The following is a 21,970-nucleotide window of genomic DNA, read 5'->3' as shown; positions in this document are numbered from 1 at the left end:
CAAGATTTTGACAGCGGTCGATACCGTTCGCAATACCACGAACGGCATGAGGGGAATAATACAAGGTCGGATTAGCGCCTAGGCGCGTAATCCGACAACCCTGCCAGCTCCCCATCCCCGCCCAAAATCAAGCACCCATGTCAATTTTTCTTTCCTTGCGTCAAAAATCGGCATAAAATGAAACCGTACAGTACAGTTTCACTACGTAGATTTAAAAAACCAGCCATCCCCGGCGTGCTTGCCTGGGCAGGGGAGGCGTCATGGATAAAAAATGGACACTTCAGTAAATAAAGGCGCGCCGGCGATCCCGGCGGTCTTCAGGGGCAAGCGGCTTGCCCTGACGGCTTTCGGTATCTTTCTTGGTTTTTCCGGCCTGGCCCTGGCGGCGGGCGGCATCGAACTCATCACCCTTGGCGGTTCCTGGTATTACCTGCCGGCCGGCCTGGGCCTCATCCTCGCCGGTGTGCTGTATCTGCGCCTCAAACCGCTGGCCAGTGCCGTCGTCGCCGCGCTGGTCGTCGCGACACTGATCTGGGCCGTGTGGGAAATCGGCTTTGCCTTCTGGCCCATGGTGCCGCGCCTGGCGCCTTTCCTCGTCATCGGCCTGGTGGCCGCCTTGCTGCATCCGTGGCTGGCGGGGCGTTCACACAGTGGCCAGTCGCGCGGTTTCGCTGCCCTGTTTGCCGTCGTGCTGGCGGCCGGTTTCGCCTCGATGTTCAAGCCGCATGGCGTGACGGAGGCCACGGCGCAGCCGCAGCAGGATGCGGTGGCGGCCATCAATGACGGCAGCGCCAACTGGGCGCATTACGGCTATGGACCGTCGGGCACGCGCTTCGCGCCGTACACGCAGATCGACAAGGCCAACGTCGAGCAGCTGCAAGTGGCGTGGACCTACCGCTCGGGCGAACTGGCCGAAGGGGCATCCGAATCGCAAAACACGCCGCTGCAGATCGGCGACACCATCTATACGTGCACGCCGACGAGCAAGGTCATCGCGCTCGACGCGGACACGGGCAAGGAACGCTGGACCTTCGATCCGAAGCCGGCCAACACGAAGACGTGGAACCGCTGCCGGGGCGTGGGCTACTACGAGCCGGCGAAAGTGACAAAGCCGTTCCAGTTCGAGGGCATGCAGGCGGCCAGCGCGCCGGTGGCGGGCGCATGCGCCAAGCGCATCGTGCAGGTGACCATGGATGCGCGCCTGATCGAGATCGACGCGCAGACGGGCAAGCGGTGCGAGGGTTTTGGCGACAAGGGCTCCGTCGACCTGACGGTCGGCCTGGGCAAGGTCAAGATGAACGTGCCGTACTACGCCTATACGTCCGCGCCCACCGTGGCGCGCAACCTGATCATCCTCGGCGGCTGGGTCTTCGATGGCCGCTCGACCGATGAACCGTCGGGCGTCGTGCGCGCCTACAGCGCCGACACGGGGGAGCTGGTGTGGGCGTGGGACCTCGGTAATCCGGCCATCACGAAGCTGCCGCCGGAAGGGCAGACCTACACGCGCAGCACGCCGAACATGTGGTCGGCGCCCGCGTTCGACGATGCGCTGGGCCTGGTCTACCTGCCGACGGGGAACGAGCAGCCGGACTTCTGGGGCGGCAAGCGTCCGCCGCTGACAGAGAAGTATTCGTCGGCCATCGTCGCCCTCGACATGGCCACGGGCCGCGAGCGCTGGACGTATCAAACCGTTCACCACGATATCTGGGATTACGACGTGGCCGCGCAGCCCGCCTTGTACGACGTCCCGGACGGCAAGGGTGGAAAAACTCCCGCGCTGGTGCAGCTGACCAAACAGGGCCAGATCTTCATGCTGGACCGCCGCACGGGCAAGCCGATTGCGGACGTGGTGGAAAAGCCCGTGCCGCAAGAGCATGCGGCCGGCGACTGGGTCTCCAAAACGCAGCCATATTCGACCGGTATGCCGGCCCTCGGCGCGGAAACGCTGACGGAACGCGACATGTGGGGTGCCACCTTCTTCGACCAGCTGGCTTGCCGCATCAGCTTCCGCAAGCTCAATTACAAAGGGGAGTTCACGGCGCCAAGCACGCAAGAGACCTTGATTTATCCAGGCTACTACGGCGGCTTCAACTGGGGTGGCGCGGCCGTCGATGAAAGCAACGGCTATATGTTCGTCAACGATATCCGCATGCCGCAGGTGGTCAGGCTGGTGCCGCGCGAAACGGTGGACGTGGCCAAGCTGACGGCTGGCCACGGCGTGGGCAGTACCTATCCGATGGACGGCACGCCGTTCGTCATCGACCACAAGGCCTTCAATTCGCCGCTGGGCATACCGTGCCAAAGCCCGCCCTGGGGCGTGTTTGCCGCCATCGACCTGAAAACGCGCACGAAAGTGTGGGAGCGCCCGGCCGGCACGGTGCGCGATGCCGTCATCCACGGCGTACGCGCAAGCCTGCCCATCCCGCTGGGCATGCCGACCCTGGGCGGCGGCGTCAGTACGGCGTCCGGCCTGGTGTTTTATGCGGGCACGCAGGATTACTATTTGCGCGCCATGGATATCGCCACCGGCCATGAAGTGTGGAAGGCGCACATGCCCGTCGGTTCGCAAGGCACGCCGATGACGTATGTGTCGCCCACGTCGGGTCGCCAGTACGTCGTGGTGGTGGCGGGCGGCGCCCGCCAGAGCCCGGACCGGGGGGATTACGTGATAGCATACGCGCTTCCCAAGACACAGTAAGAGTTTGCTTCATGCCCCAGTTGCGCACCGTTCCCGCTTCCCCGAGTACCCGAAGCGAGGAGCGGCGGCGCAAGCTGCTGGTGGCGGCGGCGGACCTCTTCCTCGCCTCCGGCTACGACGGCGTCAGCATGGACGCCATCGTGGCCGAGGCGGGCGGCTCGAAAGCCACCGCCTACCGCTACTTCGGCAGCAAGCAGGAATTGCTGGTGGCCGTGGTCGAATACCTGTGCGCCGACTTCATCATCGCGCTGCGCCAGCTCGATACGTCGCAAGCGGGCCTGGAGCAGGGTTTGCAGCTGATCCTCGATGAATTGGTGGCGGTCGTCACCAGCCCCCGCCACGTGGATTTCTACCGCCTCGTCGTCACGGGCGCTGCCGCCGTGCCGGCCGTGGGCCAGACCTGGTACGAGCACGGCCCGCAAGTGTGGCACGCCCTGATCCTGCGCCTGCTGGAACAGCAGCGCACGCAGGGCCGCATCGCGCCCGACACCTCGTTTTCCAATCTGCCGCAAATCTTGTTCGACGCCGTCTTCTCGCACCTGACCACGCGCACCGTGATGCTGGGGCAGGGCGGCGATGCCGCCACGTTCCGGCCCTTGATCGCGGAGCTGATCGAGCTGGTGGTGGCGAGGGTGGAGCGCAGGTAAGCGGCGAAAAGAGACTTGAGCCCATCGGGCAGCATGCTTTTGCCATAGCATCACTCCTGCCAAGAACCCGCCGGTTATCCTGTCGCTGACTGTCGTGTCGCTGACTGCCGTGTACGTCCGCTATCGCCCCACAGCGACCATTCGCACCATCGTGACAATGTGTGAATTTTCTTTGTGAAAAATATGCTACCGTTGACCGACTTACGTTGAAAAGTGAGCACAAACTGAAATTTTTGAACTACAAAGGAGAGCATTCATGGCACTTAAACCAGGACCAAAGCCGATAGCAAAATCAACAGGGGAACCGGATCAGCGTCGCCGTGATAACAAAACCACACCAGGGAATACACCGTCCCTCAAACCTAGCAAATCTAGCAATCCCCCCAAAAGTAAATGATAGGGGGGCGTTAATTTACACTGCTAACCCGGCAGTCGGCGCGTCGATAACAACGGCGGCTTCACCACCGTGCGGGCGTTCATGGCCTCGGATGTCGCCTAAAAGATCGTCATGCTGCCAGCGCCAAACAAACGCGATGCGCTGAACTATGAGTGCCCGAGTAAGCTGCGGCGCATACCTGACCGTCCGCTCCTGGCCTGTTGCCGTCGTTGGCAGGTTACGCCCTGAAGAAGACATATGAGCTATGCGTTTAAAACGAGAAAGTCTTTGCGGGAACGTCTCAGGAACCAGGTCGGCCTTATTTGAAAGTCTTTTTTGCGTGTTCTGGCAAAATGAAAACACCCAGCAATAGGTGGTCAACTACATCGAATGCAAGACCAAGTTCTTGAAGCGAGTGAGGCTTCACCTCGTGAGCTGCGTCATTTCCAAGAGTACGAAGCTTATGTAGAATGTCGGCGCCATCCTGTGTCAGTACGCCAAGTCCGACAAGCGAATTGATCTTCGAGTATAAATCGCCTCCAGTCGCATTCTTGTCTTTGCAGACAGTCTCGATGATTGCACGCGTTCCTATTCCACAGAGCACTGGCTGGGTATCGTTCAAAGATTGGAGCGTTTCTTCATAGATCCGTTGAATCTTATCAGGTAGCAGTCCTACATCAGCGAGTGGTTGACGTCCCTCGCGAGGGTTAGGATATACATTTACGATCGGTTGATATTCATATTCGTCCTCGCCAACTTGCACAAAGTCGTGCTCTGAACCCGCAACTTTTCGAAACGAGAACGTTTCACAGCCAAGGCATCTTATGATTTGATGCTCAGTCGACCAATCTGTGGAATACCCCCCGCTAGAATATTCAGTACCGCTCAGAATCGCTTCATTGACGATTTCATGCTTCGTTTCACGATGGCAGTCACGACAAAAGCTAGTAATTTTTTGACCTTGATTTTTGTTTAGTACAAGTTTTTCTGCCATTTTCAACCTCATTTTTTTCATGCGCGATGAAGCGCACATTGTTAGCTCAACTCAGCTATAACATCTTCGTGTACTAGCCGACCTTCGCAATTTTATTCACTTTGTCAGGTTGTAGGCACAAAAGTCTATGAACTGTAAGAATCGGAAGTTGTGATTTCCCTATCTTTCACAAAGCTCTTCATTAACCGATTCACGTATTTTTCTTCCTGCGCACTCGACAAACGCTAAGGTTAGACGTCCGCTTTTGGCCGATAACGGAAGCACTATGCGGCTCTCCAAATTGATTCGAACTCTTGATGGGAAATCGCACTGTACCCTGACTCCGATAAATCGAGAGGCTTTTCTGAGATCCCGCCAAATTCGTCGCTCTCATGCTCGGCACTATAGCAAAGCAGCGGACCAGAATCATACTGTTCTATTTGTCGGGTAACCCAGCCTGCACCATCGACTTCAAAGTACCACCAGGACGTACCCCATGCATCGTACCTGTCACCTCTAGTCTCGTCCCAGTGTCTTTTTACGTAACTTGGCATACTTAAATTGAGTAATGAAGGGTAACGTCAGTCGTCCGCTTCTGGCCGGTTGCCGTCTTGTTATATCTTAACCTCTGATGATAAATTGGAGCTCGTATCAACCCATCGTGGGCGGAGTCCTTTCGCAAACTCCTCCCTTACCTTGGTTAACGAATACTCGTCGCCCATGTCTGCTTCAATTTCACCGATGCAGCCCCAACAGTCGCCACCACAGTCAACTGATAGAGGGTCATCTTTCTGGTCCAGTTTTCGACTGCATATACTGCATGTATCTCGCATCTTCAAACCTCTATACGACTACACGTTGTTTGCGGCCACGGCGAGCTTCGGCTTTTGGCCGGTTGCCGTCGTTGGCAGGTTACGCCCCAAAGTGGACTCTCAAATCCTACCAGCGAGCTATGCAATCATCAGCGTTGCGTTGTCAAACGACTCATCGTCCAATGCTAAAATCACTGCACGCATCAGTTCACAATGCGTAGGCGGCAATTCGTGGCCTTTGTGTGATGTATTCCAGTGTTTGTATAGCATCTCCAACTCCACCTTAAAAGCAGTAAGCGTGGCACCCGAAAGGCAGAATCCCGCCTCAGAATCAGCTCGTTCTGTAATTGTACTAATCGTTGGCAGCCCGATATCGAAGCTAGCGGCTTCCCAATAGAGATACACGGTCTGAGCGGAACCCAAGTACAGATTGATGGTTGGCTCAATCGCTGTAGACTGTTTAAATATCATCAGATGATAGGCCACTTAGTTCCTTTAAGTCGCGAGTTGGGCGTCCGCTGCTGGCCGCCAGCGGCCCACGAGCATAACGAATTATCAAGCGAGAAAAGTCACGCATTGTCACCTCAACGTGAATGGCCGTTTGTGGCGGCGGATTCTATCGGTGGTCGCAGCACCTTGGAGTACGCTAAAGTCAAGCGGCCAGCGCAAGCTTCTGCTTGGGCCAGACGCCAGACGCCATGTCGCGCCGATTCTGATGGCAACTGCATCATCAGCATGCAAAATCGCCGGTCCCATCGAGCGCTCCCGGCAGAAGATGGGCCAGGCTGTTGTCGCCAACTGTGACGTTATCACGCGCAGAAGCAGGCGCTCTGCCGCGGCTGCTCCGGCCGGGGCGATGGACTCGTTCCGCCCCCGGGTCGCGTTGCACCAGGGGCGAATGATATAGTGGCGGAAATGTATACACTGAAAGAAACTACCATGAAAAACGATGCAAGCACTCGCCCGCAAGCCAGCCAGGCACCTGCCAGGCTCAGCAAAGGGGACTTCGTCACCGCACTGCGCAAGCAGCTGCAAGAAGAAGGAAAGACCGGCAAGTCCAGCGTGGACGTACGCGCTGCGACCCTGCACACGGACGTTGGCGTGTATCCGGCGCGCGGCCACTCGATGCCGACTTGTTGCACGGTGATGTATGAAGAGATGCAGCCCGGTGACGAGATTCTGCTGACGCCATCCGGCGGCAAGGGACCGACGCTGCTGGTACGGTATAAACTCCCGCGCTGATCGAACCTTGCCCTGTGCCGTGAACGGGTGTACACGGCACCGCTCTGGCTTGCGGCGGCGAGCGGCGGACAGAGGCCGCTCAGCGGATGTTCAGTGCCGGTACCTTTGAAAACGCTTCCGCCATGAAGTCCATGAACACGACGGCCCGCGTTGGCAGCAGCCTGTTTGCGACATAGACGATTTGAACCGGGACGGGCAGGGCAGTGTGCGCCGTCAGGAGCAACTGCAAATTGCCATTCCTGAGTCCTTCCTCGAACAGCCACTGCGGCCCATGTCCGATACCGAGTCCCGCATTGACCAGTTCGCGCACGGCCTCGGGTGAGTTTACCCGTACCTTTCCCGATACTGCTACTTCCGTATCGCGGAAGCGCCATGTGGCACCCGACGACAGCAGGGTGTAGATCACACAATCGTGCCCGCGCAGATCGTCGGGCGTGACCGGCACGCCGCGTTTGGCGAGATAGCCCTTGCTGGCGACAAACACGCGCTCGAACAGGCCGATGCGCCGCGCGCGCAGGGCGCTGTCTTCCAGATGGCCGATCCGAATTGCCAGTTCCGCTCCTTCATCGACCAGACCCACATAGCGATCATTGATCTGGAGATCGAGCGCCAGGCCGGGATAGCGCTCCAGGAAGGCGGGGACATGCGGCAACACAAATGCATGCGCCAGAGCGGTCGGGCACGCGACGCGCAGCAATCCGGACGGATCGACGTTCTCCCTGAAGGAAGATTCGGACTCGTCGACGGCGTCAAGGATGCGCCGCACTTCCGCATAGTAGCGTTCCCCTTCGGGCGTGAGGGCAAGCTTGCGCGTTGAGCGGTGCAGCAGCCGCGTCTGCAGATGCTCTTCCAATGCCGCCACATGACGGCTGACGTTGGGCTGCCCCAGGCCCAGGTCGCGGCCGGCAGCAGAGAAGCTCCCCGTCTCCACAGCGCGCGCGAAGCATGTCATCAAAAGAAACCGGTCCAAAGTTACTCTCCCCGATTCATGCAATTGGAGCATGAATTATATGCAAAGATACGATCTTATAGAATTTCAAGCATGGGCGCATAGTTCTTCCCACGGCAGGTCAGCCAATGCTGGTTGACCCTGAATCACCTACAGGAGAATTTTATGTCCCGCTTGCAAGGAAAACGTACTCTTATCACCGGCGGCACCAGCGGCATCGGCCTCGAAACAGCCAGGCAGTTCCTCGCCGAAGGCGCACGCGTCATCGTCACCGGCGTCAATCCGGAATCGATCGAGAAGGCCAGGAAAGAACTCGGCGCCGAGGTTCTCGTGCTGCGCGCCGATTCCGCCAGTGTCGCCGCCCAACAGGAGTTGGCGCAAGCCGTCCAGGCGTACTACGGCCAGCTCGATATCGCCTTTCTCAACGCTGGCGTATCCGTCTGGACGCCGATTGAAGCGTGGACGGAGGAAATGTTCGACCGATCGTTCGACATCAACGTCAAGGGTCCCTATTTCCTGATCCAGGCGCTGCTGCCAGTGTTCGCGAACCCCGCATCGGTGGTGCTCAACACATCGGTCAGCGCGCACGTGGGCTCGGCGCATTCATCGGTATATGCCGCAACCAAGGCCGCATTCCTGAACTTGTCGAAAACGCTGTCGGGCGAACTGCTGGCACGCGGCATTCGCGTCAACGCCGTCAGTCCCGGCCCCGTCGAAACGCCGCTGTACGACAAGCTCGGCATCCCGGATGCCTACCGCGATCAGCTCAACAAGGACATTGTCGCAACGATTCCGTTCGGCCGCTTCGGCACGCCGGAGGAAGTGGCCAAGGCGGTGTTATACCTCGCTTCCGACGAGTCCCGCTGGACCGTCGGCTCCGAAATCATCGTTGACGGCGGCCGTACGCTTAACGGCTGACGTCACACAACTGCCGAACTATACGGATGCGCCCGCTCCGAATGCGTGAGCGGGCTTCATTTTGAAAGAGAGTATTCAATTGCGCAAACGGCGGCGATGGGACGGCCCACCTTGTCGAACGGCTTGTTGTCGATTGACAGGCAGGGCACAGGCAAGAGTCAGGTCGCAATACCATACTTGTGCTGCGTAGCCGCATACTGCTGCTTGAGCGACTCCAGCTGCGGATGCCTGGGGTCGATCTTGCGGATCACCTGCATCTGGTGCTGCGCCTGTTCAGCGAGCGGGGCTTCCCAGCCCAGCATGTTGAGCTGGCGCAGGATGGCCTCGACGGAGGCGAACAGCACGGGCAGGTTGCCCGGCGTCTTGCGCAGGGCCTGGCGCAGCACGAAGACGGCGCCCTTGAGTTCTCCGCTTTCCGCCTTGCTGGCCGCATCCTGCATCAATTCCTGCACCTGGTTCGTGATCTGCTGACCCATGCCTTGCGCCAGGTCGTGGCGGCCCGCTTTTTCAAAGACGTCGACGGCCGCTTCCATCGTCACGTCGCTGTCGGCTTCGTTGACGAGTTTCATCATGACGTCGGACGCGGCCTGTTCCAGGTTGTTCTTCAGGCAGCTTTGCACGAGGCCTACCTTCAGCTGCGTCGACAGGCCCCGCGCGTCGTCCAGGGCGGCGGCGGCCAGTTGCAGTTCGGTGGCGGCGGCGATGTCGTTGCCCGACAGTTCATGCAGCATGGCGGCCGAGATGGCGCGGCATGCTTCCACGTTGGCGCTGCCCCGCAGGGAGCGCTCCATGTCGCGCAGCACGCCGCTCGCTTGCGGCGCGTCGCCCTTTTTTACCAGCGTTTTTACCAGGTTGACGTGGTCTTCCGGGTCGCGGAATTCGGAGTACTTCGCTTTCGTCACGACCTGCTTGTAGGCCCGTTCGGCCGCGCCGATGTCGCCCGTGTCGAAGGCGATGCCGCCCAGGTGGCGCAAGCGGCGCACCATGTGCGGCGAGATGGCCACCGCGTCCTCGAGGATTTTCTTGGCCTGCAGTTGCTGGCCCATGGCTTCGTGGTTTTGCGCCAGCAAGTCGTAGGCGGCCATGAAGCGGGGATAGGTCTCCACCAGTTCCAGCAGCGCTTCCTGCGCATCCTCGTGGCGCTGCTGTTCGAACAGGGTGCGCGCCAGGCCCAGGTGCGCCCAGGCCATGGGCCGCGTGGCCAGCATGTCGGCGTAGAGCTGTTCCGCTTCCTTCCATTCGTCCAGGCTGATGTGCAGTTCGGCGCGCAGGCGGGCGAAATCGGCCGCCAGGCGCGGGTGCTGCAGTTCGGCCGCGCGGCAGCTTTTCACGGCTTCGCGCAGGTCGCCCTTGTCGATCAGCTGATACGTGGGCAGAAAAACGGCGCGCCGCTCGATGGCGCGCGCGATGCGGCCGCTCAGCACGTCGACGGTGAACGGTTTTAATATGTAGTCGGACGGGGTCAGCTCCGCTGCGCTGATCACCTTGCTGTGGATGGCTTCCGAGGTCAGCATGATGAAGATCGTCCACAGGCCGATCAGCTTATGGTGGCGCAAGTCTTCCAGCAATTGCTGGCCATCCTGGCCATCCGTGCCGCTGCCAAGGTCGTATTCGCACAGGATGATGTCGAACGGTTTCTTCATCAGCAAGCGGATGGCCGTGCCGGCATTGACGGCATATTCCACCTTGGTGATGGCGGCCTGGTTCAGCATATTGTGCAGATTGCCCCGCATGCTGGGGTTCGGGTCGACGATCAGGACAGATAAGTCGCTAGTTTCTGGCATGGTTCAGCTCTCGTTCATCTGTTCGGTCATTTGCGGGAACTCTTCTTATATGTAGCTGCCTGGCAGTATTGTTTTTTATCAGCATACTGCAAAGCCGCCCGACACTGCCAGCAAAATGCATGCAATCGGGTGCCGTGCGCAAGGGCAGGCGCGTCCAGCGCCGTCCGGCGTTGTATTTCATGACACGAGCGCCCCTTGCGACGGTGCGGGCGCCTGTTTTTCCGGCCATTCCTTGACTACCGTGATAGTATTCTAAAATGCAACACCTGTTGCATGCCGCACCACGTCGCGGCAAGGCATGCGCAAGGCTTTAACGGGCGCTTTATCCCTCTCTGGTGTCGATACCCGTCATGCGCGTTCCTGAACTGTCTACCTTGCGGCGCATTGCCGTTCCCCTTGCCTTTGGCGGCAACAGCGAACAGCAGCATACGTATTTTGCGGAATTGCACCGGGTCGGCCTGATCACGCAAGTGATGGGCATCATCGCCTTCAGCCTGGCCTGGCTGCTGATGCCGCCGGCCTACCATCCGAACCTGACGCACGCCGTGCTGGCCTTGCTGGGCATGTTGGCGAGCCTGGCCGTGCGCGCCCGCTGCACCACCTTGCCCGTGCTGACCATGACGGGGGCCTGCGCCGTGCTGGCACTGACCTTCGGCTTGCGCACCATGGCCGATGCTGTCCACCACGCCAGCTTCTGGGTCTTGCCCGTGGGTGTCTTCATGACCCTGGCCATCGCTTCCATCTTCAATGGCGGTCTCAGCTACTTGGCCGTGGTGGCGGGCGTGTGGTGGAACGTGGGCCACGGCCTGTATCCCGTCAACGCTGGCTTGCCCGACCAGCCCTGGGTGCCGTTGATGATCGCCGTCAGCGTGCTGTTCGGGCTGGCGCTGAACGTCAGCTTCAGCTTATTGCGCCTGCGTAACTATCACGCCAAGGTGGAATTGACGCGGCTGGCCTTCCAGGACAGCCTGACGGGCTTGAACAACCGCCGCATGTTCACGCAGCGGGCCCAGCAGATGCATGGCGCAAGCCACGGCGGCATGCTGCATTTCCTGATGATCGACATCGACGATTTCAAGATCATCAACGACCAGCAGGGCCACGATGCGGGCGACGCGGTGCTCATGCGCACGGCCGCCATCATCGCGGATAAGGCGCAAAGCCATCTGTGCGGACGCCTGGGCGGCGAGGAATTCGGCATCGTCTACGCGGGCGACCGCGAGGCCGTGCGCGCCTTCGCCGGCGCCCTGGTCGCCGCCGTCAGCCAGGCTTTCCATGCGGCACAGTTCGTGTCGATCAGCGTGGGCGTGGCCGAGCTGGACCGGGACAAGGAGCTGAGCCACAGTTACCGCCTGGCCGACGAGGCGCTGTACCTGGCCAAGCGCCAGGGGAAGAACCGCTATGTGATTGCCTGATCCTGTTGTTGCAAGTTGGCAAAAACTGCCGGTTTCAGGGGCAAAATGGCCGCAAAGCCATAAGTTCCGGTAATAAAGCAGGGGTAAAACGGGTATAATGCGCGCAAAGGAAATTTGCCGTACGAAAGATATTGTCATACCTACCTTTAACCCGCAGCCACGCTGCATCAACCACCTTCCAATCATGTTGATACTGCCGGGTTCCAATGCCCTGTCCCATTTCCGTAGCCACCGTCTGTTAAGCCAACTGCAAGCCGTCTCGCCTGCGATCGTTGCCGTGCAAGCACGCTATGTCCATTTCATCGATGCCAGCGCGCCGCTCACGGCCGACGACAGCACGCGCCTTGGCGCCTTGCTGACGTACGGCGAGCCGGCCCAGGCCGACAATACGGAAGGCGCTGCCGAAGAATTCTTCGTCATCCCCCGTTTCGGCACGATTTCGCCGTGGGCTTCGAAAGCCACCGACATCGCGCACAACTGCGGCATGGCGCACATCAAGCGCGTCGAACGCGGCATCGCTTTCCGCATCAACCTGAAATCGGGCATCCTGGGCAGCGCCATCGGCGCCGGCAAACTGACGGACGAGCAAGTACAGGCCGTGGCCGACCTGCTGCACGACCGCATGACGGAATCCGTGCTGCGCAGCGCCGACGACGCCAAGGACTTGTTCCGCACGCTGGAAGCGCGTCCGCTCGAATCGATCGACTTGCTGGGGCAGGGCAAGCGCGCGCTGGAAACGGCGAACACGGAACTGGGTCTGGCGATGTCGGAAGACGAAATCGACTACCTGGATGCCGCCTTCACCAAGGCCGGCCGCAATCCGACGGACGTGGAACTGATGATGTTCGCGCAGGCGAACAGCGAGCATTGCCGCCACAAGATCTTCAACGCCGACTGGACCATCGACGGCGTGGCGCAGCCCAAGTCGCTGTTCGGCATGATCAAGAACACGCACGAACTGCAGCCGAAGGGCACCGTCGTCGCCTACAGCGACAACTCGTCCATCATGGAAGGCGCCACCGTCTCGCGCTTCTACCCGCGCGGTGCGAACCACGAATACGCGGCATCGACGGAACTGACGCACACGCTGATGAAGGTGGAAACGCATAACCACCCGACGGCGATTTCTCCCTTCCCTGGCGCGTCCACGGGCGCGGGCGGCGAGATCCGCGACGAAGGCGCGACGGGCCGCGGCGCCAAGCCGAAGGCTGGCCTGACGGGTTTCACCGTGTCGAACCTGTCGCTGCCGGACGCCGTGCGCAGCTGGGAAACGGCCGCTTCCGTGACGGCGCCGCTGGCTGGCCGTGCGGACGCGGAGCAATACGGCAAGCCGGAACGCATCGCGTCGCCGCTGCAGATCATGATCGAAGGCCCGCTGGGCGGCGCCGCGTTCTCGAACGAATTCGGCCGTCCGGTACTGGGCGGTTACTTCCGCACGTATGAGCAGAACGTCGGCGCAGACAAAGATTCCGTGTTCGGCTACCACAAGCCCATCATGATCGCGGGCGGCATCGGCAATATCTCGGCGCAGCACACGCACAAGAACGACATCCCCGTCGGCAGCCTGCTGGTGCAGCTGGGCGGCCCGGGCATGCGCATCGGCATGGGCGGCAGCGCCGCCTCGTCGATGACCACCGGCAGCAACACGGCCGACCTGGACTTCGATTCCGTCCAGCGCGGCAATCCTGAAATGGAGCGCCGTGCCCAGGAAGTCATCAACGCCTGCTGGCAAATGGGCGCGGACAATCCGATCATCTCGATCCACGACGTGGGTGCGGGCGGCTTGTCGAACGCGTTCCCGGAAATCACCAACGACGCCAAGCGCGGCGCGATTTTCGACTTGCGCAAGATCCCGCTGGAAGAGTCGGGCATGGCGCCGAAGGAAATCTGGAGCAATGAATCGCAGGAACGCTACGTCCTGGCCATCGCGCCGGAAAGCCTGCCTCTGTTCAAAGCCATGTGCGAACGCGAACGCTGCCTGTTCGCCGCCGTGGGCGTGGCCACCGAAGAGCGTCAACTCAAATTGATCGACCCGGAACTGGGCAATGAGCCGGTCGACATGCCGATGGACGTCTTGCTGGGCAAGCCGCCAAAGATGCAGCGCGACGTGGTCCACGTGGCCAACGATTTCCCGGCGATTGATTTGACCGGCATGGACCTGGTGGACGTAGCGCAAAAAGTGCTGCTGCTGCCGACCGTGGCCGACAAATCGTTCCTGATCACCATCGGCGACCGCAGCGTGGGCGGCATGACCGTGCGCGACCAGATGGTGGGACCATGGCAAGTGCCGGTGGCCGACTGCGCCGTCACCACCATGAGCTTCGAGGGCTACCTGGGCGAAGCGATGGCCATGGGCGAACGCACGCCGCTGGCCGTCATCGACGCGGCAGCTTCCGGCCGCATGGCCGTGGGCGAAGCCGTCACCAACATCGCCGCCGCAGCGATTGCCGACATTTCCGACATCAAGCTGTCCGCCAACTGGATGGCCGCCTGCGGCCAGCCTGGCCAGGACGCGGCCCTGTATGACACCGTGAAAGCCGTCGGCATGGACCTGTGCCCGGCGCTGGGCATCAGCATCCCCGTCGGCAAGGATTCGCTGTCGATGCGCACGACCTGGAAAGACGAGAGCACGGGCGCGGCGAAATCCGTCACCTCGCCGGTGTCCCTGATCGTTTCTTCGTTCGCGCCAGTGACGGACGTGCGCAAGTCGCTCACGCCGCAGCTGAAAACGGACCAGGGCGATACGTCCTTGATCCTGATCGACCTCGGTCGCGGCAAGAACCGCCTGGGCGCCTCCGCCCTGGCGCAAGTCATGGGGCAGCTGGGCAATGAAACGCCGGACGTGGACAGCGCGGAAGACCTGAAAGGCTTCTTCGCCGCCATCCAAAAGCTCAACAGCGACGACAAGCTGCTGGCCTACCATGACCGTTCGGACGGCGGCCTGTACGCCACCCTGACGGAAATGGCCTTCGCCGGTCACACGGGCATGTCCGTCAACCTGGACATGCTGACCATGGAAGGCGAGCACTCGAGCGACTGGGGCGACGCCAAGAACTGGACGGGCCAGGTGGCGGAACGCCGCAACGAGCTGACCCTGCGTGCCTTGTTCAGCGAAGAGCTGGGCGCCGTCATCCAGGTGCGCGCGGAAGAAAAGTCGCTCGTCATGGACGTGCTGCGCACGTTTAATTTGGGCGCCTGCAGCCATATCATCGGTAAATTGAACGACCGCGACGTGATCGAATTCACGCGCGACGCCAAGCTGATTTACACCCAGCCGCGCGCGGACCTGCACCGCCTGTGGAGCGAAACGAGCTGGCGCATCGCCCGCCTGCGCGACAACCCGGCCTGCGCGGACGCCGAATACGACCGCCTGCTGGACGTGCAGGACCCAGGCATGTCGCCGATCGTCACGTTTGACCAGAACGACAACATCGCCGCGCCATTCATCGCCACCGGCGTGCGTCCGCGTGTCGCCATCCTGCGCGAGCAGGGCGTCAACTCGCACATCGAGACGGCCTACGTGATGCACCAGGCAGGTTTTACCGCTGTCGACGTGCACATGAGCGACCTGATTGCGGGCCGCGTGAAACTGGACGATTTCCAGGGCGTCATCGCCGTGGGCGGCTTCTCGTACGGCGACGTACTGGGCGCGGGCGAAGGCTGGGCGAAGACGATTCTGTTCAACGCCAGCCTGGCGGAACAGTTCGCGCGCTTCTTCAACCGCACGGACAGCTTCGGCCTCGGTATCTGCAACGGCTGCCAGATGATGAGCAACCTGAAATCGATCATCCCCGGCGCCCACGCCTGGCCGAAGTTCACGCGCAACAAGTCGGAGAAATTCGAAGGCCGCTTTGCCATGGTCGAAGTGATGGATTCCCCATCGATCTTCTTCAACGGCATGGCCGGCACCCAGGCCGGCATCGCCATCGCCCACGGCGAAGGCTACGCAGACTTCTCGCAAACGGGCGACATCACCCAGGTCACCAAAGCCATGCGCTTCGTCGACAACAAGGGCGCCGCCACCGAAGCGTATCCGTACAACCCGAACGGCTCGCCGGAAGGCATCACCTCCGTCACCACGCCAGACGGCCGCTTTACAGTGTTAATGCCGCACGCGGAGCGCGTGTTCCGCAGCGTCCAGCAGTCGTATCACCCTGAAGCATGGGGCGAGGATTCGCCATGGATGCGCATGTTCAGGAATGCACGGAAGTTTGTGGGGTAATTTACTTAGCTATTTACGGCGCGGCGCCTTGGTTCAAGGCGCTGTTGCTGGGGTAGGGATGAGAAAGCCGCTGTCGGGAGACAGCGGCTTTTTCATTGTAAAAAATAAATTAATTTATATCAATAAGGTGGTTTGGTGTGCGTCATGTTAATCGAGCATTATTTGACAGTGCCAAGGAAAAAACAGAACGTCCAATAGATAGCCATGCCACATCATCACTTATGTCGATAAGTTTTTCAATTTCTCTCTTTGAACCCTTCTGCATAATTTCAAGTGTCTTGTCTAGCATTGTTTGAATTATTGGCGGGCTGATAAATCCAGTGCAATTTTCATTGCATTTGCATGGCCCGATGATAGGTGTGTCGGTATAGTGTATTTTTACATCTTTTGATTGTGAATTTATCCATGTGAAGCACGTTCCATTTTTAAGATCAATATGTTCGTATATATTTTTTTTTGTTCTTTTAATCAAAAGTAGTTTATCTATATTTGCAAGTATGTCATCTCTGTTGCTTGTGTTATCCATTTCCTGTATTGCTGCTCGTACATAATTTAGAGGGAGTATATTTTCAAATTCACGAGCGTCAGTAGAACGAAATACTGCAATTCCCGGCTTGTTTTTAATTAATGTTTTACATTTTTTAATTGCTGCTGATCCCGCATGATTTTTTGTTAGCTTGTCACTATCTATCGCGCATAATATTGGCGCTGTTGCATCTGTTAATCGCTCCCCTAAAACTATATTTGCATTTCCACAACCTCCTGACATTTCAACAGTGGCTTTTTGCATTTGGTGCGGTAAGGAATTTAACATGGAATAATGTTTGGCTGCTTCCAAGCAGGTTTTTCCATCAGTTATATGTTCTCCTATAATTCTTAATGGTTGAGAGCACCATTGATTTACATATTCTATACTGCATACCCAGCAAATATTATTTTTGGTCTCTTCAATTATTAGGCCAATAGGATGGCAGAAGCGGATTTCTATGTAGTATTCTATGTTTTTTAATATTGCAATGGAACTGTCGGACTGTCCCGATATTTGGGCAATGCTTACTTTTGTTCTTTCACTGATTCTATTTCCTATTTCTTCAAGTATTATTTTTGATGTTTTTCTTGATATTGAAACGTAGTGATTCATTTTTCTGTGAATTGATATTAATTCCTCAAATTCATTAATAAATTTCTCGTCTACGTTTTTTAAATTTTCTGTAAAGCTTTGGGCTATATTTATAAGCATTTTTCTCACCAATTTAGACTGAAAGAAAGCCAATTGGCCAATCAATTAGTTGTCCGCTGCTATCGAAATTGGTTTTTGAAATAATTGTTTCTTTTTTTTCGGCTTGATCAAAAATTAATATCTGAATATCTTCTGCTAAAGTCTCATCTTCAATTATCAGATCTCCTAATTCATTAATTATTGACTGGCTGTGAGTCTCAATAATAAAGGACACCTTTTTCTTTGCATCTACTTCAATGGTCTTGGCTATTAAACGAGCCAATTTTCTCTGCATAGCTGGATGCAAGTGTAATTCAGGTTGTTCCCAAACTAGAATCATATTGTTGCTTGTTACTCTGCCAGAAGTCTTTGCATAAGGTGAGGAAGATATCCACGCTTGAACAGCTAATGGTAGAACTTGGGAGAATCCGAATCCCATGTCTGCCATGTTATCAACTCTTCCAGTGTTAATGTCTTCTAGAGTAACCATTACGTGACCTTGTTCTCCATCTAGCTTAACTCGAACGTCTATCGTTTCTTCTAGCCATTCATTTAGCTTCTCAAGTTTCTGCGAAGACAATGATGCAAGAAAAAAGGCCAAATTTGCGCCTTCGGAGTCGATGTTGTCAACTGCTAGATCTTGTCTTCTATAGTAGCGTTGTGCTGTTGCTCTTAAAGGACGGATGTAGTTGACTTGTGAGAAATGCTGATGTAAGTCTAAATCTATGTCTCTAATTAATAATTCGCTCACAGAAAGGAATACACATAAATGAAAGTGGGTTAATGTTGTTGAGTTTGCCTCAATTAAACTTATAAAATCTTGCCAGGTTTTGTATTGGTATGGCAATGACTTGCAATAATTCAATAAATCTCTTTCGCTGCCACATACGTTAAGCTTCCCACATATTTCATGTACTCGTTCATCTGCAAGGCGGCCATGTAGTCTTGATCGCAAAAAGGAGTAGAGACGAGATCTCATTGGGGACCATGCTAGCAAAACTTTATCATTGCTCTTAATGAAAAATTCAGTTATTGGGATTAGGAATCCAACACTTCTTTCTTGAGTGTACTGTGATGTGAGTTTTATGTTTATTGCGTCGCAGGACGTTTCTAGGAGTAATCCTGCATCATTGAACTTGTAGATTATTTTCAAACCATTTATTGAGATGCTAAACTCGGCACAAATTGTACTTGAGTCGTCTGCGCCAGCAATTAACTTCATCTGAAGTATTATTTCTCCTGCTTTTAAGTGTCTAACTCGGTTCCTATATTTCAACATGTTCTTCCGCGGTAAAGCATCAACTTCCTCTACCTCAATCTTGAATTCGAAGATTATTTCCTTTTCGTCGGTGTGCCTCGATAAGACATTGTTGAATGAGCCAAAATCCACTAAATTGCCATTCCAAATAACTGGCGACCTTTTTTGAAGTTTTGAACCTTGATTAAATATTGGCCATAGCCTAGCAAATGAACTTTTCCCTATGCTATTTTTTCCGACAAGAAGGTTTATCGGCTTTAATATGATATGGCCGGTATCAATGAATCCGCGAAAATTTTTTGCTCTAAAACTTTTTATTTTCATTGTTTCAATTCCATTCAATTGTATGTTATAAATTTTTTATGCGGATCATTCTTAGACTATATTACTTTAACAAGGTTGAACGGTGAGATGCCCTAAATTGTACGAGCCAATTCTCATCTACAACCCCTTAGCCCCCCCACACACAATCACCACCGCCGACGGCACCAGCAAAAACTGCGCGATCAGCGTCCCCGCCAATCTGCTCCCCACCCACCAGCCACACCACCGCCCGTCTAAACTGCGATTCTTCGATCTTGCCCTCGATGACGTCATCCGTCATGCCCGACACCACGGGTCGATGAAGACGGCCATCATGATGGTGGCGCCGCCGTTGATGATCGATGAAAGCGTGCTGGAGGTGACGCGCACGCTGGGGGCCAGCACTCCTGCGTACAGCGCCGCGGTGTAAGGTGGACAACGATGCGCCCACCGTCCTCGGGGCCGTGGCGAGGACGATGGAGACGGAGACGGAGACGCCGGATTTTTCGCGCAGGCCAGTGACGTTGGCGGGCTTGGGCAGGCTGGCGGAGGTCTTGAGGCAGGACAAGCCGCCCTTGAAGACGGCGTGCAGCAGCAGTTTGTGTACCGACCTGTGCACCTGGAAGTGCTCGACGGCGCGGCAAAAGGCGCACTGGAATGAATTTAAGGGGTGCGACAGCAGCATTGGAATGCTGAACAGGGCGAGCCGCTGCGTGCGGATGTCGGCGATGCATACGAAGTAGGCGAGGGTGCCGATGAGGTGGATGATGAACGTCAGTGCGCAAATCAGCAGCAATTGCTTGTCCATCACAACCTTGCAGTATGGAAAATGTAATTCCATGCTGCCATGAAATTATTTATTTTTCAACTGCAAAGAAGTTAATTTTCGTGTTAATTGGGTTTCGTGGTGTTTTGTGTGTTTGTAGGCAGTCGGCTGTCTTTCACCCCAAGGCAGAAACTGGGGTCAGACCCTTAGGGTCTGACCCCGGCCCTTGTTCTGGGTTTTGCCATGCTTTCATCGGAGGCAAGGCTTGTTCCCGCCGCTTGCAATTCAGGCATGTGCCCTCAGTTGGGTGGGAGTGGCAACGTAGAGCGCTGCCGCACCCACACCAACCCGGAGGTACACCATGAGTTTCGATTCCTTTCTGTCCAAACTGAAGACCAAAGCCAGCGAACTGAAAACCGAGGCCTTGAAGTACAAGAACAAGGATTTCCTGAATGCCGCGATGGCGGGCTCGGCCCTGATCTCCATGGCCGACGGCAGCGTCAGTGCGGAAGAGAAGCAGAAGATGGTGAAGTTTATTGAAAGCAATGACGCGCTATCCGTATTTACCACCACGGACGTGATCAAGGCTTTCCAGGACTATGTCGGCCAGCTGGAATTCGACAAGGATATCGGCGAAGCCAAGGCGTATCAGGCGCTGGGCAAGATGAAGTCGAATGTGGAGGCGTCGCGCTTGCTGGTGCGCATGATTATCGCCGTCGCTTCGTCAGACGGCAATTTCGACGCCAATGAGCAGCGCGTTGCCAGCAAGATCGCGCGCGAGCTGGGCTTGACTCCGGCGGAGTTCGAGTTGCAGTAAAGCCAGGCCAGCCGGCCCCGGCTGGCTTAACTCTTGTCCCACCACGGCGGCGTGCCCGACGACCAGGGGCACGCCATGTCCACTTCGCGTATCCTGTAGCGGATCTCGATCACCTGGCCGGGGCTGAAGGGACCGCGCTTCCAGTCGCCGGAATCAAAGACGTAGCCTTTGCCCTTGATGCAATGCGTGGTCGGATTGTTGCCGATGGGGCCGGTCGAGTGCAGGGTGACGCGCACTTCGCCGTTGGCGTCCAGCGGGGCGTCGCCGCCCATGAACAGTGGATCCGAGCCGACGTCGCAGACAGTGGTGCTGCCTATCTTGCTGCAGCGCTTGATGTATGTTTCCTGGCGCGCATTGGCCAGGTAATCGTCATGCCGCATCGGCTTGCCGTCGTCATAGGTAAAGCGCAGGACGACTTGCGTGGGCTCGCTGGCCGGATGGCGCGTGGTGTTGGTGCAGGCGGCGCTGACCAGGGCCAGCAGGGGCCAGGCCAGCAGGCGCAGGACGCCGCGCAGCAGCGTCGAGATCGGGTTGTTGCCGGGTGAGTGTTGCATGTGCCGTTGCCATCTGTCTCATGATCGGGGCGCCGATCATAGCATGTGCCGGCAGCGGTTCGGCTAGGGCGCGCCGCGATTCAATTCCTGCAGCACTTTCTTGCACAACACCCCATAGCCCACGCCCGTGCCGCGCTTGTGTGCGGCCAAGTCAACTCTGGCGCTGATGTCGTCCCACGCCACGCTGCCAGGCAAGGGACGCAGGTCGTCGTCGAGGTCCATTTCGAAATGGATGAAGCGGCCATCGGCGCTCAGCAGCTTGCCGCAGACGAGGGGGAGGTCGGGGAAGGCCAGTTGCAGGTCGAGCATGATGGCCGTGTCCAGCGCCACGCCATGGCTGGCCGCGCACTGGCGCAAGGCGTCGGGCAGGGGGCGGGCGCGCCACCAGGCCGCCGTCTGTTTGATGGCGGCCAGGGTCAGCGCGTTTTGCTGTTGCACAGAATATTGCTTGCTCATGGCTGTCACCCATGCGGAAGGCGGCTTGCTGCATCAACGCGATGCCAGGCTCATGCTTTGAACATGGGCGGGCACGATGTCGCCGCTGGCCAGTTTTTCGGCCGGCACCACCATCAGCACTTCGCCACCCACGCTGCCATCGTCGCGCAAGTCAATGCGCATGGCCAGTTGCCGGTCGAGCGCCACGAAGCTGTTGCTGCCGCTGGCGACGATGCGGTGTTCTTCCTGGTCATCGATGCGCGCATACATCATGGCGCCGATGCTGCCTATATTGCGCAGGTACAGTACCTTGCCGTTCGACAGCTCATAGCCGCCGCGGAACGGAGAAAATTCTTGCGCGCTCATGAAGTGCCTGTGGGCGGGCAGTTCGATCGTCTGCATGCGCCCGCCTGGAATGACGACGGTCTGGCTGTCGGGAAGCGTTTGTGCATTTGCCAGCAGGGCGCAGATGCCCAGGGTGCCGGCCAAGATCCATGTTTTCATTTTTTTACCCATCCTTGAACTTTGATGCCGTCCGCTGCCGGCGCGGCGATATTGTTGTCGATGCCAGGGAAATCGCGC

General features: G+C 57.4%; 16 protein-coding genes and 1 pseudogene. 7 read left to right on the top strand and 10 right to left on the bottom strand.

Annotation, left to right across the window (positions count from 1 at the left end):
* Nucleotides 1–271 precede the first annotated feature (271 nt).
* Both IGS60_RS07575 and IGS60_RS07570 read left to right on the top strand, forming a co-directional pair.
* Nucleotides 272–2,698 carry a membrane-bound PQQ-dependent dehydrogenase, glucose/quinate/shikimate family gene (locus IGS60_RS07575; RefSeq protein ID WP_230503473.1) on the top strand — a complete coding sequence of 809 codons (2,427 nt, stop codon included), beginning with the start codon at nucleotides 272–274 and terminating at the stop codon, nucleotides 2,696–2,698.
* 11 nt (nucleotides 2,699–2,709) lie between these two features.
* The gene (locus tag IGS60_RS07570) at nucleotides 2,710–3,345 is read left to right on the top strand and encodes a TetR/AcrR family transcriptional regulator (RefSeq protein WP_071650149.1); all 636 of its coding nucleotides are present in this window, start codon (nucleotides 2,710–2,712) and stop codon (nucleotides 3,343–3,345) included.
* Between the two features lie 695 nt (nucleotides 3,346–4,040).
* Here IGS60_RS07570 and IGS60_RS07565 read toward each other — a convergent pair.
* Nucleotides 4,041–4,715: a DUF4145 domain-containing protein gene (locus tag IGS60_RS07565; protein WP_176388256.1), complete on the bottom strand. Its 675-nt coding sequence runs from the start codon at nucleotides 4,713–4,715 to the stop codon at nucleotides 4,041–4,043.
* 929 nt (nucleotides 4,716–5,644) lie between these two features.
* The gene (locus tag IGS60_RS07560; protein WP_230503471.1) at nucleotides 5,645–5,992 is read right to left on the bottom strand and encodes a hypothetical protein; all 348 of its coding nucleotides are present in this window, start codon (nucleotides 5,990–5,992) and stop codon (nucleotides 5,645–5,647) included.
* A gap of 453 nt (nucleotides 5,993–6,445) precedes the next feature.
* Here IGS60_RS07560 and IGS60_RS07555 point away from each other — a divergent pair, with 453 nt between their 5' ends.
* A complete protein-coding gene (locus IGS60_RS07555) occupies nucleotides 6,446–6,748 on the top strand; it encodes an HNH endonuclease (protein WP_230503469.1) in 303 nt (100 codons plus the stop codon).
* A 79-nt stretch (nucleotides 6,749–6,827) separates the two neighbouring features.
* Here IGS60_RS07555 and IGS60_RS07550 read toward each other — a convergent pair whose 3' ends face one another.
* Nucleotides 6,828–7,751, bottom strand: coding sequence for a LysR family transcriptional regulator (locus tag IGS60_RS07550; RefSeq protein WP_230503467.1), 924 nt, complete (start codon nucleotides 7,749–7,751; stop codon nucleotides 6,828–6,830).
* 111 nt (nucleotides 7,752–7,862) lie between these two features.
* Between IGS60_RS07550 and IGS60_RS07545 the strand changes: the two genes are divergently transcribed.
* Nucleotides 7,863–8,615 (top strand): SDR family oxidoreductase, encoded by a 753-nt coding sequence (locus tag IGS60_RS07545; RefSeq protein WP_230503465.1) that lies wholly within the window; start codon nucleotides 7,863–7,865, stop codon nucleotides 8,613–8,615.
* A gap of 158 nt (nucleotides 8,616–8,773) precedes the next feature.
* Here the strand turns inward: IGS60_RS07545 and IGS60_RS07540 are convergent, their stop codons facing one another.
* Nucleotides 8,774–10,399, bottom strand: coding sequence for a response regulator (locus tag IGS60_RS07540; RefSeq protein WP_070288250.1), 1,626 nt, complete (start codon nucleotides 10,397–10,399; stop codon nucleotides 8,774–8,776).
* A 350-nt stretch (nucleotides 10,400–10,749) separates the two neighbouring features.
* Between IGS60_RS07540 and IGS60_RS07535 the strand changes: the two genes are divergently transcribed.
* Both IGS60_RS07535 and purL read left to right on the top strand, forming a co-directional pair.
* Nucleotides 10,750–11,814 (top strand): diguanylate cyclase, encoded by a 1,065-nt coding sequence (locus IGS60_RS07535; RefSeq protein ID WP_230503463.1) that lies wholly within the window; start codon nucleotides 10,750–10,752, stop codon nucleotides 11,812–11,814.
* A 184-nt stretch (nucleotides 11,815–11,998) separates the two neighbouring features.
* Nucleotides 11,999–16,036 carry a phosphoribosylformylglycinamidine synthase gene (gene purL, locus IGS60_RS07530; protein WP_230503461.1) on the top strand — a complete coding sequence of 1,346 codons (4,038 nt, stop codon included), beginning with the start codon at nucleotides 11,999–12,001 and terminating at the stop codon, nucleotides 16,034–16,036.
* 142 nt (nucleotides 16,037–16,178) lie between these two features.
* Here the strand turns inward: purL and IGS60_RS07525 are convergent, their stop codons facing one another.
* From IGS60_RS07525 to IGS60_RS07515, 3 genes and pseudogenes are all read right to left on the bottom strand, one after another.
* Nucleotides 16,179–17,276, bottom strand: coding sequence for a hypothetical protein (locus tag IGS60_RS07525; RefSeq protein ID WP_230503459.1), 1,098 nt, complete (start codon nucleotides 17,274–17,276; stop codon nucleotides 16,179–16,181).
* A gap of 13 nt (nucleotides 17,277–17,289) precedes the next feature.
* Nucleotides 17,290–18,837: an AAA family ATPase gene (locus tag IGS60_RS07520; RefSeq protein WP_230503458.1), complete on the bottom strand. Its 1,548-nt coding sequence runs from the start codon at nucleotides 18,835–18,837 to the stop codon at nucleotides 17,290–17,292.
* A 117-nt stretch (nucleotides 18,838–18,954) separates the two neighbouring features.
* Nucleotides 18,955–19,624: pseudogene (locus IGS60_RS07515) on the bottom strand (DUF2837 family protein).
* A gap of 319 nt (nucleotides 19,625–19,943) precedes the next feature.
* Between IGS60_RS07515 and IGS60_RS07510 the strand changes: the two are divergent.
* Nucleotides 19,944–20,399: a tellurite resistance TerB family protein gene (locus tag IGS60_RS07510; RefSeq protein ID WP_100872919.1), complete on the top strand. Its 456-nt coding sequence runs from the start codon at nucleotides 19,944–19,946 to the stop codon at nucleotides 20,397–20,399.
* Nucleotides 20,400–20,425: 26 nt separating this feature from the next.
* Here IGS60_RS07510 and IGS60_RS07505 read toward each other — a convergent pair whose 3' ends face one another.
* From IGS60_RS07505 to IGS60_RS07495, 3 genes are all read right to left on the bottom strand, one after another.
* Nucleotides 20,426–20,953 (bottom strand): hypothetical protein, encoded by a 528-nt coding sequence (locus tag IGS60_RS07505; RefSeq protein WP_230503456.1) that lies wholly within the window; start codon nucleotides 20,951–20,953, stop codon nucleotides 20,426–20,428.
* Between the two features lie 63 nt (nucleotides 20,954–21,016).
* Complete coding sequence (locus IGS60_RS07500) at nucleotides 21,017–21,391, bottom strand: hypothetical protein (protein WP_230503454.1); 375 nt, start codon at nucleotides 21,389–21,391, stop codon at nucleotides 21,017–21,019.
* A 51-nt stretch (nucleotides 21,392–21,442) separates the two neighbouring features.
* Nucleotides 21,443–21,892: a hypothetical protein gene (locus tag IGS60_RS07495; RefSeq protein ID WP_230503452.1), complete on the bottom strand. Its 450-nt coding sequence runs from the start codon at nucleotides 21,890–21,892 to the stop codon at nucleotides 21,443–21,445.
* Between the last annotated feature and the right edge of the window lie 78 nt (nucleotides 21,893–21,970).

The organism is Janthinobacterium sp. FW305-128, from assembly GCF_020858135.1.
Taxonomy (GTDB): Bacteria; Pseudomonadota; Gammaproteobacteria; order Burkholderiales; family Burkholderiaceae_D; genus Janthinobacterium.
Note: the sequence above shows the minus strand (reverse complement) of the source record. Positions and strands in the feature narration are given on the sequence as shown.